A 15,756-nucleotide genomic window follows, 5' to 3' on the forward strand; every position below is an offset into this window, starting at 1 on the left:
AGCTTGTACCCGCCGCCGGAATGCTGCGTGACGGTGATCGTGGCGCCGTTGTGGTCGGTGACCTTCGCCAGGACCCCGGCGGAGGTGTAGGCGTCCTTGCTGCCGGTTTTGCGGTCCGTGATCGTGTACGTGCCGTCGCCGTTCTTGACCAGGTCCTGCGAGTACCCGGCCGGGGTGACATACGCCGACCCGGAGCCGGCGGTGAAGTGCACCGTCGCGCCGGTGGAGTCGACCAGGTACACGTCCGAGCCCGAGACCTGCAGGCGGCGGTCGTAGGTCAACCACCACCGGTCCCCGACGGTACCCCCGACGCCCGTGAACGAGCTGTAGGTCTGGGCCAGCTGCAACCGGTCGCCGGCCCCCGCGATGTCGAAGTCGGTACCCGCCAGCAGGAAGTCCCCACTGGACAGGTCCACCCGGCCCACCAGGGCGTCGGTCAGCCGGGTGTCGGAGAACTGATGCCAGGGCACCTGCCCCTGACCGGTCGGCGGCGCCACCAGTGGCGACACGCCGTCCGCCGACGCCCCCGCTGAAGCGCGCGGCCTTACCGTAGATGTGGTGACGGTGGTCACCGAGGCCACCGGCCGGTTCCTGCCCACCTCCACCGGCGACACCTTCGCCACAGCGTGCCGGCCCCAAGCCGAACCGGCCGGGTCCGGCGCAGCGGCGGCGACACCGGCGCCTAGTGGCACCCCGGCCGCAGCGACAGCAAGCACCGTCCCAGCCGCGGCGACGGTCATGCGTAAGCGGTGGCGGGCACGCGAAAGCGGCCCCTGCAAGTTGGTCATCTTCCCCCCAGGAAAGAGATCCCGGCAGCCCCAATGGCCCCGGAAGGCCCACAACCTGTCACCTCGCCACCACGAAACGCGAGGCCGTTTCCCCCGAATGCGCATGCCATGTCGGCAAGATCCCGCCAGAGGCGTCCCCTCCGTTTGCCGCCCTACCAAGACCGGCGAACAGCCGCACGGTCAGCGGACCGCAAAATCTGCTGGCCACCACCGGGGCAACCATGCGACCCAAAACCGCCCCAGGAACCAAAGACTCCGTCCGCCCCCGCCCCCGCCCCGGCACGGCCACGGCAGTACCCGCCCACGCACAGCGCCCCCTGACACAGGCAGTGCGCTTCCTGGAGGGAGATGATGCCGACGGCCCGCCCCCCTTGAGTGCTGGCCGACCCGCCGTGCGGCTGCTAGAAGTCCAGCTCGATGTAGTCGATATCGGTGAACTCCACCTCCAGGTCGGCCGCGCGGCGGCCGCGGTCTTTGAAGTAGATCTCCTGCCAACCCTCCGCCGCGATGCGCTGGAGCTGCTGCTCGGTGGCGCCGGCGGCCTGCGCGTCGAACAACCGGCCCGCGTAGGCCGGTGGCAGGTGCTGGGTGATCCGCCGCATCCGCCCGTCGTCCGTCGGCCCGCCAGCGGCGCCGCAGCTCGCTCAGCGGCAGCGGCGTCTTCTTCGCTTCATCAGCCGGCTGCGCACCCGCGCGGTCGGCGGGTAGCCATGGTCGGCGGTGTACTCCGCTTCCGCCTGCTCCAGCAGTACGGCGGTGTCGCGCTGCCGGGTGGCCGTCCAGTCGATCAACTCCGGCGGCACCCCCGCGATCTCCATGACCGGCCGCAGGCCCTGCGTGGGCGTGCGCGGCTCGGTCGCCAGCCCCAACCTCGCGCAAACCTCTTCCAGCACCCGCTGGTTGTACAGCGCGCCAGCCGCCACCACATGCGCGTACAGCCGCCGCGAGTCGAGGTGGCCCCACTTGCCATCGGCGCGCAGCACCTTCACCGACACCACCAGGTGGTCGTGCAGCAGCGGCATCCGGTGCCGGGAATCGTGGTGCCGGAACCGGGCGACGACCAGACCGCCCACCGGCCGCTCCCACCGGATGCCGCCCGGCCCGGAGTACACCACGACCGCTTCGCCCTCCAGCCACGCCAGCACGTCCGCGACCGCGACATCGTGACTGGCGTCGATCACCGCGACAGTCGCATCGTCCCCCAGCGCCCGCAGCAGCGACACCGACACCGGCGGCCGCGGCACCAGATCGAACACCGCCACCGGCCCCCGCCGCCGCCCCGGCCGCACTTTGCCGTCGTCGTCCGGCACCACCGCTTCCGGCTCCTGGTCGTCGTCGTACGTCGGGCGGATGAACGCCCGCCCCAGCCGCACCGCCGGAACCTTCCCTGCCGGGACGCCGGGGTCCAGGAGTTCCGGGTGCGGGTGCAGGCCCTGCCCGAACAGCGCCTCCATCTCCGCCTCGGTCACCACCCCGGACAGTCCCAGGAGCGGCGCCCCGCGTCCGGTCCACTCCCCCGCCGGCACCCCGGCCGCCTCTTGGCCGACCGGCAGCGGCACCGTACGGCGGTCCCGGCCGCCATCGCCCACCGCCACGCTCTTGACGTAGTACCGGTACGCCGAACCCGGCGACACACGCGCTATCGACATCGTCACCCAGCCACAACAGCGCGGCCTGCACCAGGTCCCGGCAGACGGAAGGGACGGCCCGAAATTTTTCGGGACAGTCCCGTAGGACGGAACCACGACTCGACTACGCGGCCTGCCCAAAGCTCCCTGTGTCGACGTCTGAGCCGCTGAGTCCTACGCGGCGGCAGGTGTGCGGCTACTTCAGACCGAGCCGGGCCAGAGCCGTCGTCCAGTCGGACACCAGGGCCTGCTGCGCCGCCGCCAGCGTCACCTTCCCCGAGCACACAGCCTGCTTCAACCGCGTCTCCACCGGGTCCTTGGCGTTGTTGATGCCGTGGGTGTGACCCGGGTCCGGGGGCTCCGGCCACAAATTTTTCGGGTCGTTGGGATCCCCGCCGTCCTCAAGGGACAGCAGGTGATCATATTCGGTGACGTTCGGGCTGCTCGTGGTCCCGTAGGACTTCTCGCTGAGCTTCTTCTCGGCACCGGTGACGGACGCCGGGGGCCGGATCGTCGCGGTGTAGCCGGACTTGCAGATCGTCGAGTGGATCGTGGCCTGCGTCACCGCCGGATTCCGCGCACCCGGCGTGCACTTGGAATCGGGAAGCGGTTCACCGCCAGCCGTGGTCCGGTAGTGGCAGGTGCCCGCGGGAGGCTGAGGCTGCACCGAGTAGTGGGCCTGCGGACCGGGACCCAGAGGGATAGGTCCCGCCTGCGGAACGGATCCCGCCCGCGAAGCGCCCGACGTCCCGGCCGGCGGCGCCGGCCGACCCGTGGGCGGCCCACCAGCGACGGTGTGGGAATTGCAGCCCGCTAGCAACAGGGACGCCAACACGACAGCGGATGCAGGACCGACGGCGGTACGCAACTGATAGCTCCTCACCGGAGGCAATAGGCCCGCCGACATGCTGCCCCACTGCTCGGAGCGCCACTCCAGCCGCGCCACAGCGAAAGAAGCGCACACGCTACTGGGCGCTCCCCTCTCCCACTGCGAGAGCGGGAGAGAAGGGAGTTCCAGGGGAAGTCGGCAGCGGCACGTGAGCGTAGGCCCTGGACACGGGATGTTCACGCAGGCGGTCTACCCGCATAGATCCCGCAGGTGGTGTCATACCGTCAGGCAGCCCGGCCGCCACGCTGGGCAACGACCCGCGGGAGACCCCTGATGCGCCCTGCACGCCGCCTCACCGCCAGCCTCAGCGCCACCGCGCTCGCAGCCGCCAGCCTCATCGCCGCCGCGACCGGCACCGCCCACGCCGCGAGCTGCTCCCAGTCCTACCTGCCGCTGCCCGACCCGTCCTGCACGCCCGGTGTCTACAACCCGAGCGTCACCCAGTCCACGATCGGCTCCACCATCTGTGTGTCCGGCTGGACGGCCACCGTCCGCCCGCCCACCTCCTACACCAACGCACTGAAAACGCAGGGCATCGCCGACTACGGCTACGCCGACAAGAACCTGTCCTCCTACGAAGAGGACCACCAGATCCCCCTCGAACTCGGCGGCGCGCCCCGCGACCCCGGCAACCTGTGGCCCGAGCCGCACGCCGGCACCAAGAACTCCACCACCAAAGACGGCGTGGAGACCAAGCTGAAGAACGCCGTCTGCAAGGGCACCATCACCCTGACCGCAGCCCGCACCGCCATCAAGAACAACTGGACCACCGCACTATCGGTCACCGGCATCGGCTGACCCAGAGCGGCGTCGTCCCGCCCGGTTCAGTCAGGCCCTCACTGTTGGCCTGGCTGAACCGGGCAGTACCAGGTGCGGTCACCGACGCCAGCTGCTCGTACAGCGCGCGGTCGCGGCCGCCCGGTCCACCGGCGACATAGACCCGGCCCGCACCGTGCACCGCGGCGACTGCCGCGCAGCCCTCGGCCTCGCCCTGCCCACCAGCGCCGAGCAGGCCCGCGCCGTCCTGATGCGCGACGACGCCGCACCATGCGACATCTGCCGCCCGGACCGGCCGCTGCGCACCGCGGCGTAGGTGACTGCCCGGGCCGGCTCTCAGGCTTCCTCGCTGTGCAGCGGCAGGCCCCCGGGGACGAAGTCCGGGCGGAGCCTGATCCAGCGGACGCTGTGCCGCCACCCGCCTCCGGCGACCCGGGAGACATCCACGCTGACCTCCCCGACCACCCCGGGCTCCATGAGGACAACGGCCAGCGGGTCCTGTGAACCCCAGCTTGCCGAGAAACGCCGGCCCTCCCACGGGTGACCGGGCAAGGCAGGCGTCAGCTCTGCGGCAAGGTCGCGCGCTTGGCCTGCCGTCAGCGGTGCGGTACGACCGAGGTAGCGCAGCCGCCCTTCGGCGTCCCACCGGCCCAGCAGCGCCGTCCCCGGACGGTGCGGTGTCCCGGTGACCGCCCCGACCACAGCCTCGCGCGAATCGCGGACCCGCCACTTCCTCGACCCGGCCCGGCCGCCGCGCCGGCCGGGCCGGTAGGCAGCTGCCGCGGGCTTGAGGACCAGGCCCTCGATATGGTCCGGCGCCCACTGGTCCAGCCACGACCGCGCGGTTGCCGCCTCCACCGTCGACGGGCACAGGTTCAACGGCGGCCGCGCCGTCCCCGAGGCGGCCGGCAACTGGACTTCAAGCGCCGCGGCGATCTCCGGGAACGCCGCCACCACATCCGTACCCCGGCGTGAGCGGATCACCGCCGTACCGTCATCCCCCCGCCCGGCCAGCGCCCGCCAGCCGTCCCACTTCGGCTCGGCAGCCACAGAGCCGTCGGGCGGCAACACCCAATCCTCCACAGGCGCGGCCAGCATCGGCTCGTCAGGCACCTCCACACCCACACCCTCACCCCCACGCCTGCGCACGGCGACCCGGCGGCGCCCCCGCGGGCGCCCCGGCCACAGGTCAGCGCATGTGCGGGTGGTCAGTGCGGGCGCGGCGGCGAAGCCAGGACGACTGTCCGGGACGCCCGCGCTGGCGGCCCGACCGGCCACTGGGCCGCGCAGCTTCATGGTGGCGAGGCATCTGATGCGGCCGCCCGGGGGAACTTCGGCTGCCGGTGGATTGCCGAACCGTTCCGCCAGGACAGGCAACCCGCCATGAACCTTTTGCGCACTCGGCGACGGTCCCCTGGTGCGGCCGCGCTGCTCGCCGCCACGATCCCGACCGTCCTGGCCGCCACGCTGACCGGCCTGGCGCCCGCCCACGCCGCCACCACGCTCTCCCCCACCGCGGCCCAGGACAAGATCGCGTGCCCCCGCGGGTTCGTGTGCATCTACCCCGACATCGACTTCGTCGGCCAGCCCTACGTCAAACGCGCCACCGACGGCTCGGTGCGGCACCTGCCCGACTACATCCGCGGCGCCGGCAGCTCCATCATCAACAACTCCGACCGCACCGCCCGCGTCTACACCAAGGACAACTACTTCGGGGCCCACGTCTGCGTCTCACGCGACGGCGGGACCATCAGCGACCTGCGCTCCTACGGCATGAACGACACCACCCACTCGCTGAAGAACAACAACACCCTCTGCGGCGCGTAACCACCCCCGGCATCGCCGGCAGAAGGCCCCCGGTTGCGCGACCGCGGCCGCCTGCTGCGCGGGCGGCACCTCGCCGAACCGCACCGCGCAGACGCCCCACCGAGCAGGCCGGCGCGAGTCCCTGCGGTCAGCACTAGCCCGGCGTGGCCCACGTCAGGGTGACGGTCCCAGGAGCGAGCACTGTCGGCGAGTAGACCTGGCGAGCATGACTACGTCCCTGCGTGTGCTGCGCCGCGGCGTTGCCGCTACCGCGCTGTCCGTCGCCCTGGCCGCCTGCGCCGGCATCCTCTCTCCCGCCGCCGCCGCCGTGGCACCGGCTGCGCCGAGCGCGGTGCGCGCCGCCGGGCAGACCATCACCCTGCCCGTGCGCGATGCCCTCGCGCAGCTGCCCGTCGCCGCAGAGGACCGCACCGGCTACTAGCGCACCGCCTTCCGCCACTGGATCGACGCCGACGGCGACGGCTGCGACACCCGCAAGGAGGTCCTCAAGGCCGAAGCCGTCATCGCACCCGCGCAGGGCCCAGGCTGCGTCCTGACCGGCGGTGAGTGGTACAGCGCGTATGACGACACCTACTTCACCGATCCGGGCAAGCTCGACATCGACCACCTGGTCCCATTGGCCGAGGCTTGGGACTCCGGCGCGTCGACGTGGACGGCGAAGGAGCGGGCGGCCTACGCCAACGACCTCGGCGACCCGCGCGACCTGATCGCGGTCTCCGCCAGGTCCAACCGCTCCAAGGCCGACCAGGACCCCAGCACCTGGCTGCCGCCGGCGGCCGGCTACCAGTGCGCCTACGTCACCGACTGGATCGCAGACAAGACCCGCTGGGGCCTGAGCATCGACGTAGCCGAGCAGACCGCCCTCGAGCAGGACCTCGCCGACTGCCCCAACTCCCCCATCACCGTCACCACGGCTCAGTGAGTCGGCGAGGCGCGGTCAGTCCGGTGTCCCCCCACCCTCGTCGCTCCGACGTCTCCAGTGGGCGAGGGCACTATGAGTGGCGAGGGTATCGAGATGGCCGGGAGCGAGCACCCACGATTGGTTGGTTTTGTTCACGAGTTCCGGTTCTGGTCCAACTTCTGTGGAACGGTGACGCGCAGTACCGACGGGGGCGTCGGTAGGACGGTCGATAATGCCGGTCATGGCAGATCGCAGTCCGGTTCTCCGGATCATCACCTCGGCGGCGCGGGAGTCTCTGGAGCCGCTCGGCCTGGCCCAGCGTGGGCGGTCGCGGCTGTGGATTGATGATCACGGGTGGTGGCTGGGGGTTGTGGAGTTCACCCCACCACGGACTGCCGGCAGTGGTCTGCACGTCGGTGCGATGTGGCTGTGGCACGACGTGGACCACCTGGCCTTCCACGTGGACGCAGTCCGGGTCGGCTCCGAGCCGTTCCGCACCGAGGATCGGTTCACGCCGCTGGCACTCGAACTCAGCCGACAGGCGGCTGCGAACGTGACCGTGTTGAGGGAGAAGTTCTCGGCTCTGCCGGACGTCGCCCGATACCTGACGTCCAGGCCGGTACGGCGGGGATTCCTCTGGGACTGCTTCGACGCCGGGATCGCGGCCGCCCTGGTCGGGGATCCGGACACGGCCCGCGATCACTTCGAGCGGGTCCTTCGAGAGGACCCGCTGGCCCCGTGGATGGTCGAAGCCCAGGGGAAGGCAGGTGAGCTTCACGCGATGGCGCCAGATCCCGACGCCGTGACTGCCTGGGTCGCCCGGGCCGTCGACTCATGCCGGAGCAAGCTGGGCCTGGATCCTGTGCCACTCGTGATCAGCTGAATGCACCCGCTCGTTGGGCAACAGAGCTGCGGTCAGGCCAGCAGGACTCGCTTCCGCAGCAGGTCGAAGCCGGCCCGGCCGTACATCTGGCGCTTGATCATTTTGATCCGGTTGACGTGGCCTTCGACGACGCCGGAGCTCCAGGGCAGTGTGAGGCCGGCGGTGACGGCGGCGAGATCGCGTTCGAGGCCGTTGACGAAAGCCTGGAGGCTGGGCAGGTTGTCGGCGCGGACTGCCTTGATCCACAGCGGGAGTTGGTCGCCCTGGAGTTGGGTGAGCATCGTCCCGAACGCGCGGACGTGCCCGGTGAGGGCCTCCAGTTCGGGGCAGTCGGCGAGGACGGACTTGAGCTTGAGGCGTTCGCTCTCCTGAAGGGTGTCGGGGTGGGTCAGGATCCAGCCGGTGACCGTGCGGGGGGACGGCGGACGGGCCGCCGGCGCGGTCGGGGATGTCCGGAACGGCCGGAGGTAGGCGCGGACGGGTCCGTAGCCGCCCGTGTAGCCGTGTGCGTTGGTCTCTTCCCAGAGGGTCCAGGCGTTCGTGCAGCCTTCGGCCCATCGCTCGTGCAAGTGGGCCTTGAAGTCGTCGAGCTTGGTCCTGCGGTTCTGCCACTGCCCCTGGAACAGGTCTTCCGGCTTCGTGGCGTCGGCCAGCTGCTGGACGGTGCGGTAGGTCATGCCGAGCTGGCGCTGGATGGAGCGTCGGCTGTGGCCGGCGGCCAGTAGTGCGTGGACGGTGGCGTGCTTGGCGCGGGTGCGGTCAGCGAACCGGTGCCCGGTGGGCCACGGCGACCCGCTCTCGGACAGTGCCGGAGCTTTCTCCGGCACCGACTCGGCGAAGGTTGCGCGGAGGCACGAGCGGTGGCGGGAGACGCACCGCTCGGCCGCTTCGCCGAGGTTGCGCCAGAGGTGGAACCGGTCGGCGACCTGGACCGCGGTGGGTGCCCCAATTCTGGCGCCCTCGGCGAAGAACGGGGGGCGATCGCGGCAGACGACCTCGATCCCTGGGCGCTCGGCCAGCCAGGCCGCAACAGTGCCTGCCTCGCGATCCGGCAGCAGGTCCACCGGCCTGCGGGTCTCGACGTCGACCAGCACGGTCCCGTAGACACGACCCTTGCGCATCGCGTACTCGTCGACGCCGACCACACGCGGGACCTGCAGCTGGGGCTCCGGGAGGGCGTCGACCAGCCGCAGGACCGTGTTCCGGCTGGCCTTCGCGCCGAGGACGTCGGCCAGCCGGGCACCGGCGCGACCAGCCAGGGCGAGGCCGACCTCAGCCAGCACCGATCGGAGTCGTTCGGTCCGTTGGCTGTACCGCCGGGTCAGACCCGCAACCTGCTCAACGAACGTCCGCCGTCCGCAGGAGACGTCTTCGCACGTGAAGCGCCGGACGCGAAGTCGCAGCACCACCCGCCGTCCGGCCACGGGGAGGTCAGCAGGAAACCGCAGGTAAGAGCCGTGTAACTGCCCCGACCAGCTCCCGCAGCCCGGGCACCGAGCCCCAGCCGTCCGGCATCTGACACCGACTCGGATCACCTCGCCATCGTCCTGGACCGACTCCACCCTGATCCCCGGATCCGTCAGGAAGAGCAGCTCTTCCAATCGGAGCAGTACCTCGCGCACAGCCCAGAACCATCAGCCCGAACGAGGTCGGCACCGGCAGTTTCCGGACGATCTCGCGAGACCCACCAGCAAGGCCGTCAGTCACAGGGAGTAGCCACACTACAGAAGTTGGACCAGAACCCGTTCTCGTGAACAAAGCCAATTGGTCCTCCAGCACGTCCGCGTCCTCCAGCCGCGTGAGCACGTACACGACCGCGACGTCGTGGCCGGCCTCGATCGCGGCCCGAGTCGCATCGTCCCCCAGCGCCCATAGCAGCGACAGGGTCGCCGGCGGCCGCGGCACCAGATCGAACGCCGCCACCGGGCCCGGCAGCATCCGACGCCTGGCCGGCGACACCTTGCCGTCCTCGTCCAGCACGACGACTTCCGACTCCCCGGCCCCTGCTCCTAGTCGTCCGCGTAGGTCGGGCGGATGAACCTCCGCCCCAGCCGCACCGCCGGCGCCTCCCCGGCCGGGACGCCCGGAACCCACAGCTCCGGGTGCGGGTGCAGACCCCACCCAAACAGCGCCTTCCCCTCCGCCTCCGTCACCACCCCGGACAGCCCCAGCAGCCGCGCCCCGCGCCCGGTCCACTCCCCCGCCAGCTCCTGGCCCACCGGCAGCGGCGCCCCGCGGCGGTCCCGGGCCGCCATCGCCCACAGTCACGCTCGTGAAGCAGTACGGGTACGCCGACCCGGCGACACACGCTATCGACATCGTCACCCCGCCACCACACCCCGCCCTGGGCCGGGCAGAACGGTGCGGCCGGCACCAGATCCCGGCAGACGGAAGGAACGGCCCGAAGACTTCTCGGACCGCCCCGTAGGACGGGACCCCGACGCTGGACTGCTCCGCAGCGGGAGCGTGCTGCGCCGTCGCCTCGTAGCCGCATCGGCTGAGAGCAGCCGGCAGGACATCGCGCGCTGCGGAGGTCGCGCAGAGCGGACCCGCGACCGTCCAAGGGTCCTCGGGATCACGGCACCTGAGAGGCTGCCGCGTTGTGGCTGGGGCCCGATGCTGTGCAGCTGTGACGGGTTCGGCACCGGTGATGCCCTGTGGTGGGCCCCGGGACTGACGTGGTTCCTGCACGGTGGGAAGCACGCAACGGCGATACAAAGCCGAGATTCGTAGGAGGACAACGTGCCTGACACCGTGGAGCACTTCACTCCAGCCGCCTTCCCGGATCATAGGCAGCTCGGGGATGCAGCCGCGGCGATGTTCGTGGAAGTACAGCGGGCAGATACGAAGGCAACGACGTTGTGCGGCGTGGCCGGCGGCCTGCTCGCGGTGGGTGCCGCTGCTCTGTCGAGTGTGGCGAGGTCTGGTTGGGTGGCGGTCGCGGTTCTGGCGTGTGCCGCGGTCCTACTGGGAGCGGCGCTCGTCACGGCCTTGTCTGCAATCCGCCCAGTCGTGCCGCGTGGCGGTGAGTTCAGGAGCTTCGCGGGTGCTGGTCAAGAAGAGGAGCGGCCCGGCCATACCTTGGCCGCGTTCGGAGTGACGAACTCCAGTGAGCGTGCGCGGGTGGAGGCGGAGCGACTGGCGTTGTACTCCGGCCTGGCGCAGCGGAAGTTCCGTGCGGTGAAGTGGGCAGTCGATCTTACGGCAACTGCCCTAGGAGTGGCTGGAATCGGCCTATTGAGCGTATACATCACCCGTTGAGAACATCGTGGCGTGACGGGCACCACACTCGGGGGGTGTATGTATCAGCCGCATGTCTCGGTTATCGGCGCTGGTCTGTGGGCGCAGTTGCGTCAGCTGGCTCCGGTCCGCGTGCGCCCGGCCAGGAGCGTGCTGTTACGGCAGGGGGATCCGGGCACCCACGTCATCCTGCTGGTCTCTGGATCGACCTTGATCACGCTCACCGGATCACATGGCGAACGGACGCTGCTGGCGGTACGCGGCGCAGGTGAGCTGCTGGGGGAGCTTGCGGTTCTGGACGCTCAGCCACGCACTGCCTCGGTCATCGCCGCGGAGGACTGCCGGGTACACATCATTCCTGCCTCTGACTTCTTGGCCTTCGTCGACCGCCACGATCTGCAGGCTGCGCTGCTGCGTCACGCCATCGCGCGTGTACGTGAAGCGGAGACCGTACGCCTGGAAATGGCCACTTCGGCCGTGCCGGTGCGCCTGGCCTCGGCGCTTGGACGCTTGCTCCAGGCCGCGTCAGCGGGCAGCGCGGAATATATCGTACGGCTGACCCAACTGGAGCTGTCACAGCTGATCGGTGCGTCCCGTAACGCTGTGGGTACGGCTTTGAAGCCCTGGCGCGAACGCGGATGGCTTACCACGGAGGCCGCCGGCGGACTTGTCATCCGCGACATCACCTCGATCCAGTCACACGCCCACGCCCAGACGTGACCGACCGCACCGGCGCGGTGCCCAGCACTGGGCACCGCCGTCGTTCGGGTGCGTCCAGCATGAGGCAGCACACCCACTCGGGTGACCCCGCAATTCGATGGAAAGGCTTGCTGCCCCATGCCCTCTCTCGTCCCGTCCGACGTCGCGGATGTGCCGCCGGAACACGCTCTGTTGACCGTTGACATGAAGGAGTACAGCAAGCTCCCCGAAGCGAAGATGGCGCCCGCGCGGGCCGATCTGGACAGCATGCTGACGACGGTCTTCGCTCAGTGCGGGATCGACGACACAACGCTGCTCGGCGCGGACCGCGGAGACGGTGCCATCTTCGTGCTGCCGGCCCGGCACGCAGCCCGCCTGATCGACCCACTGCTCATTCATCTCGCTCAGGCACTCGAGCGGCGCGAGCAGACCCGGCTGGCCAGTGCGCCAACGATCCGGCTGCGGGCGAGTGTGCACGTCGGTCCCCTGGCGCCGCCGAAGCACCGGGGGGACGCCGCCAACGACGCCTGCCGGCTCGTCGACAGCGACGCGGCCCGCCGGGCTATGACCGCCGCCGTGGATCACGGGGTGCTGCTGGCTGCCGTGGTGTCGGACACCGTCTTTGGCCGCACGGTCGCCGCGGGCCGCACGTCTGCTCTTAGGGAGCAACACTTCCACCGGGCTACCGCCCGCGTCGCGGACAAGCCGGACTTCGAGCAGACCTGCTGGCTGTTCGTCCCTGGGTTGGTCCCTTCGGTCCTCGCCCGCTATCTGACACAGGACAGCGGCCTCGTACCTGACGGCCGCCCCAGCCAGGCAGCTCAGCACAGCACAAAGGGCACCACCGCGAGCGGAGACAGCCGCACCGTACGGCAGAAGGGCAAGGCCAGCGGCAAGGCCCGGCTGATCCAGGTCGGCCGCGACTACATCCCCGGCAAGGAGCAGTCATGATCGATGCCGAGGACACCGTAGCGGTACAGCAGCAGATCGAAGCGTCCGGCCAGGCGCAGGTGACGCAGGTCGGCCGCGACTACACGGTGCACCACCAATACGTCCGGGGCTGGCAGTACCTGCGCAGCGTCAGTGTCGACGACGACGAACTAGACCTCGTGGAACACGCGTTCGTTGATCCTCGCGGGCCGCAAGGATCCGGCCAGGTGGCGCAGGCCGTCAGTATGCTCGGCCGCCCCTATGGCAAGGGCCACGTCCTGGTGCTGTGCGGCGAGGCCGGCACGGGACGGCGCACGGCAGCGCTGCATGCGCTGCGCAAGGCGGGGGTGCCCAGGAAGCAGATCGACTGGCTGATCCTGGACTGGGAGGAGCCGCGCACCGAGCAGATCCCTCACGCACAGGGGCGCGCCTGCATTCTGGACCTGACGGGCTACCGCGCTCTGCAGGAGGACTTCTACACCGGACTTGCCCATTATCAAAAGCAGGCCCACGCCTCCGACGCCTTTCTGGTCATCCTGGCCGACCCGAACAGCTGGAATCCCAATGCCCTCGCGACCGTGCCGACTGTGCACCTCGCGCGTCCCTCGGCCGCACAGGTCGCCGAGGCTCATCTGCGGTACCTGGCTGCCGACCGGGTGGATTGGCTGACCCGCGATCCGCTCAACGATCTGCTCGCCCCTGAGGCGCCGGCGTCCGATGGTGCCCGGCTGGCCCGGCTCGTTGCCGAGGCCGAGGACGACGGCCGGTTCGAAGTCGGCAAGCAGTTCACCGACTGGCAGAAGCATCTGGAAACCTGGTTCGAGGAGCACGCCGCGCCGGCTGACCTGCAGGAGCGCGCGTTGCTGATCGCGGCCGCCCTGTTGGATGGAGCTCCGGCCGCCGTCGTGCTGGGGGCCGCGGACCAGCTGTTCACGCAAGTCGGTGGTGAGCTGCCGCGTGGAGGTGCGCTGTCTGGCCGTGACCTGGACAAGCGGCTGCACGAGATCTGCGCCTCGCAGACGGATGACGAGGGCATCTCCTTGGAGAAGAAGCAGCGGGGTCTTGCCGGGGCTGCGCTGAAGTACGTGTGGCGGCAACGGCCTCAGCTGCGGCCCGTGCTGCTGGAGTGGGCCTCCCAGATCAGCGCACCCAATAAGATCGCCGACCGTCATCTGCAGCGCGTCGCCGACCGCCTGGTGCCACTGTCGTTGCTGCCCGGCGGCTCGACCGTGCTGGAGGTGGCCAGGGGGTGGATTGAGACCAGCAGTGGGGCGCACCGTCAGCTGGCGATCAGCATCGTGGAGACCATGGCGCTCGATCCGGTCGTCGGCGTCGGTGTACGCAAGCAGTTGTACGGCTGGGCCTACCAGAGGACAACCAGTGAAAAGCTGATCGCCGCGATCGCTGCGGTCTGCGCGGGCGAGCTGGGCCAGCGGTACCCCCGGGTCGCCCTGACCAGGCTGCGGTTGCTGGCGTCCCGCGATGGCGACCGGGCCGGGGACGCCGTCGCCGACGCGGTGCGCACACTGGTGAGCACTCCCGAGCAACGCATCCTGGTGCTGTCGGAGATCGTGCAGTGGGCCGAATCCGACAGCAGCACCATCCGTAAGGCCGGAGCGGCAACCTTTCTGGCCCTGACCGACATCACCAGCGACATTCTCCTGCCGCTGCCCACGAACCAGGAGCGCTCCAGAGAGGCCGTCGACGCTCCTGATGTGCTGGCCGGTCAGCTGTTCGTCCGCGGCTGGCGAGCCGCCCTGCAGGAGCCTACGACAGCCCAGGCGGCGTACCGGGATCTCGCGTCCTGGCTGGACTCGCCCCAGCTCCAGGACGACCAGGTCCTGCCGCTGGCCGCGCAAGTGCTGCGCGGCAATCTGGGCCAGGAAGGCCCCTCCGGGCTGCTGGTGGGCTCGCCCGACAGCTCCGACCTTGGACGGGCCCGACGCGCACAGCTGCTCGCCCAGCTGCTCTCCGACGTGGCTTCCGCGGCCAGCGCCAGTGGCATGGCGCGGCCCGGCGGTGAGCGCGCCGCCGTGACGGCGTGAGTCTGCTACGCCGGCGCAGCAGACGGTCCCAGCTCGCAGCCGATGCGGCAAGTGGGAGCACGGCTCATCCGCTCGTGCTGAGCGACGAGCGGATGGCCAGCTGCATCAGCAGTGTGCGCTTCACCGTCCGCATCACCGGGAGCTGGCAGTGGACGCATCCCGATGACACGGGCCGCCAGGGAGATCTGGCGCTGCCGGCGCGTGAGCACCTACGCCGACAGGCCGCGGGAATCCTGTGCCGGCACTCCGTTCTGGATCTCGCCGCGGCCCACGACGCCATCAACTCGGGCCTTTCCCGGATCGGTTGCGCCATGCCTGGGCTGGAGGTCAGCGGCATGGCGGAGCTGAGCGTCGCGGCAGCGGACCGCGCCTTGGCCGAGGAACATGACCGCCGTCAGCAAGCGGCAGACCTCGAACACGGTGAGGAGCTGCACCGCCTGGCCCAGTTGCAGCAGGTGCTCGCTGACCCCGACCTACGCCGCGTGTGGTGGATGGCCCAGTTCCCCGACCGCTTCAACGACCTCGGCAGCCTGGCAGAGGTGCTGGGGGGTCTGCCTGCTCCGCAGGAGGCGCAAGACGACGACCTGCGCGGTGACGTCCGGCGTCTGACCGACGGCCTCGTCACCGCCCTGCACACCCCGCAGCAGCGCGAGGTCTTCCTCCAGGCCCTCGTCCAAACCCTCACCGCCCTCGGCCACCACCACCTGACCACGGCTGCCGTCCTCCAACACCGTCCTCACGACCCAGGGAGCACGCCGGCATGAAACTCCGGACCGCACGCTGGCTCCTGGCCCCCGTGCGTCAGCTGCGCACCCGCCGACTCATAGCCCGGCACGGGCCGACACTGTCGTACGAGACCGCCTGGGCCCTGATCACCCTGTACAGCGCACCAGCCGAAACCCTCCTCGTGCGTGCCTGGGCCCGAGAGAACCCCGGCGCTGCCCCTGGCATCCACTACGACCACTGGCACGCACTGAGCCAAGCCGAACAACAACGCCGCCTCAGGTGGCTGCGCAGACGAGGGCACTCCCCCATCCAGCTCCTCCAACTCGATGCCGGTCTCATCCACAGCACAGGCCTCCACGTCCTGGACTGGGGCCGCCCGCCATTCCCTCCCGACCAACAGCATGCGACGCCACACATTGGTCA

Annotated in this window: 15 protein-coding genes and 2 pseudogenes; 10 read left to right on the top strand and 7 right to left on the bottom strand. The window is 70.2% G+C overall.

All coding sequences use genetic code 11. From position 1 onward, the window contains the following. From BUE44_RS33495 to BUE44_RS39680, 4 genes and pseudogenes are all read right to left on the bottom strand, one after another. On the bottom strand, window positions 1–470 hold a 470-nt coding region (locus tag BUE44_RS33495), incomplete at its 3' end, for a DUF6531 domain-containing protein (protein WP_235002718.1). A 719-nt stretch (window positions 471–1,189) separates the two neighbouring features. Then, window positions 1,190–1,420, bottom strand: a pseudogene (tpg, locus tag BUE44_RS36880) (telomere-protecting terminal protein Tpg); the annotation flags it as partial. 12 nt (window positions 1,421–1,432) lie between these two features. Continuing rightward, window positions 1,433–2,437, bottom strand: coding sequence for a MobF family relaxase (gene mobF, locus BUE44_RS33505; RefSeq protein ID WP_107415929.1), 1,005 nt, complete (start codon window positions 2,435–2,437; stop codon window positions 1,433–1,435). A 175-nt stretch (window positions 2,438–2,612) separates the two neighbouring features. After that, window positions 2,613–2,981, bottom strand: coding sequence for a hypothetical protein (locus BUE44_RS39680; protein ID WP_322940990.1), 369 nt, complete (start codon window positions 2,979–2,981; stop codon window positions 2,613–2,615). A 597-nt stretch (window positions 2,982–3,578) separates the two neighbouring features. Here BUE44_RS39680 and BUE44_RS33515 point away from each other — a divergent pair. Together BUE44_RS33515 and BUE44_RS37665 are read left to right on the top strand one after the other, a co-directional pair. After that, window positions 3,579–4,103, top strand: coding sequence for a hypothetical protein (locus BUE44_RS33515; protein WP_235002720.1), 525 nt, complete (start codon window positions 3,579–3,581; stop codon window positions 4,101–4,103). Window positions 4,104–4,239: 136 nt separating this feature from the next. Then, window positions 4,240–4,398, top strand: coding sequence for a DUF6233 domain-containing protein (locus BUE44_RS37665; RefSeq protein ID WP_265737192.1), 159 nt, complete (start codon window positions 4,240–4,242; stop codon window positions 4,396–4,398). 20 nt (window positions 4,399–4,418) lie between these two features. Here BUE44_RS37665 and BUE44_RS37260 read toward each other — a convergent pair whose 3' ends face one another. Further along, entirely contained in the window at window positions 4,419–5,201 is a 783-nt protein-coding gene (locus BUE44_RS37260) for a hypothetical protein (protein ID WP_073502801.1), read from the bottom strand. A gap of 264 nt (window positions 5,202–5,465) precedes the next feature. On the opposite strand from BUE44_RS37260, the gene BUE44_RS33525 reads away from it, so the two are divergent. From BUE44_RS33525 to BUE44_RS33535, 3 genes and pseudogenes are all read left to right on the top strand, one after another. After that, entirely contained in the window at window positions 5,466–5,909 is a 444-nt protein-coding gene (locus tag BUE44_RS33525; RefSeq protein WP_073502802.1) for a peptidase inhibitor family I36 protein, read from the top strand. Window positions 5,910–6,114: 205 nt separating this feature from the next. Next, window positions 6,115–6,831, top strand: a pseudogene (locus BUE44_RS33530) (HNH endonuclease family protein). Window positions 6,832–7,051: 220 nt separating this feature from the next. Continuing rightward, complete coding sequence (locus BUE44_RS33535) at window positions 7,052–7,693, top strand: hypothetical protein (RefSeq protein ID WP_143172646.1); 642 nt, start codon at window positions 7,052–7,054, stop codon at window positions 7,691–7,693. 32 nt (window positions 7,694–7,725) lie between these two features. Here the strand turns inward: BUE44_RS33535 and BUE44_RS33540 are convergent, their stop codons facing one another. Together BUE44_RS33540 and BUE44_RS33545 are read right to left on the bottom strand one after the other, a co-directional pair. Further along, window positions 7,726–9,315: an ISL3 family transposase gene (locus BUE44_RS33540; protein ID WP_073502804.1), complete on the bottom strand. Its 1,590-nt coding sequence runs from the start codon at window positions 9,313–9,315 to the stop codon at window positions 7,726–7,728. 387 nt (window positions 9,316–9,702) lie between these two features. After that, entirely contained in the window at window positions 9,703–9,948 is a 246-nt protein-coding gene (locus BUE44_RS33545) for a hypothetical protein (protein WP_073502805.1), read from the bottom strand. A 487-nt stretch (window positions 9,949–10,435) separates the two neighbouring features. Here BUE44_RS33545 and BUE44_RS33550 point away from each other — a divergent pair, with 487 nt between their 5' ends. From BUE44_RS33550 to BUE44_RS33570, 5 genes are all read left to right on the top strand, one after another. After that, window positions 10,436–10,954 (top strand): Pycsar system effector family protein, encoded by a 519-nt coding sequence (locus BUE44_RS33550; RefSeq protein ID WP_073502806.1) that lies wholly within the window; start codon window positions 10,436–10,438, stop codon window positions 10,952–10,954. Between the two features lie 39 nt (window positions 10,955–10,993). Next, window positions 10,994–11,653, top strand: coding sequence for a Crp/Fnr family transcriptional regulator (locus tag BUE44_RS33555; RefSeq protein WP_079190320.1), 660 nt, complete (start codon window positions 10,994–10,996; stop codon window positions 11,651–11,653). Window positions 11,654–11,734: 81 nt separating this feature from the next. Next, entirely contained in the window at window positions 11,735–12,583 is an 849-nt protein-coding gene (locus BUE44_RS33560; RefSeq protein WP_235002721.1) for a hypothetical protein, read from the top strand. Next, on the top strand, window positions 12,580–14,607 hold the full coding sequence (locus BUE44_RS33565; RefSeq protein WP_073502807.1) for a hypothetical protein: 2,028 nt from the start codon (window positions 12,580–12,582) through the stop codon (window positions 14,605–14,607). Before BUE44_RS33560 ends, BUE44_RS33565 begins: the two co-directional genes overlap by 4 nt. 74 nt (window positions 14,608–14,681) lie before the next feature. Beyond that, window positions 14,682–15,371: a hypothetical protein gene (locus BUE44_RS33570; protein WP_073502808.1), complete on the top strand. Its 690-nt coding sequence runs from the start codon at window positions 14,682–14,684 to the stop codon at window positions 15,369–15,371. The last annotated feature ends 385 nt before the right edge of the window (window positions 15,372–15,756 follow it).

It is taken from the genome of Actinacidiphila paucisporea (assembly GCF_900142575.1).
In the GTDB taxonomy this organism is placed as follows: domain Bacteria; phylum Actinomycetota; class Actinomycetes; order Streptomycetales; family Streptomycetaceae; genus Actinacidiphila; species Actinacidiphila paucisporea.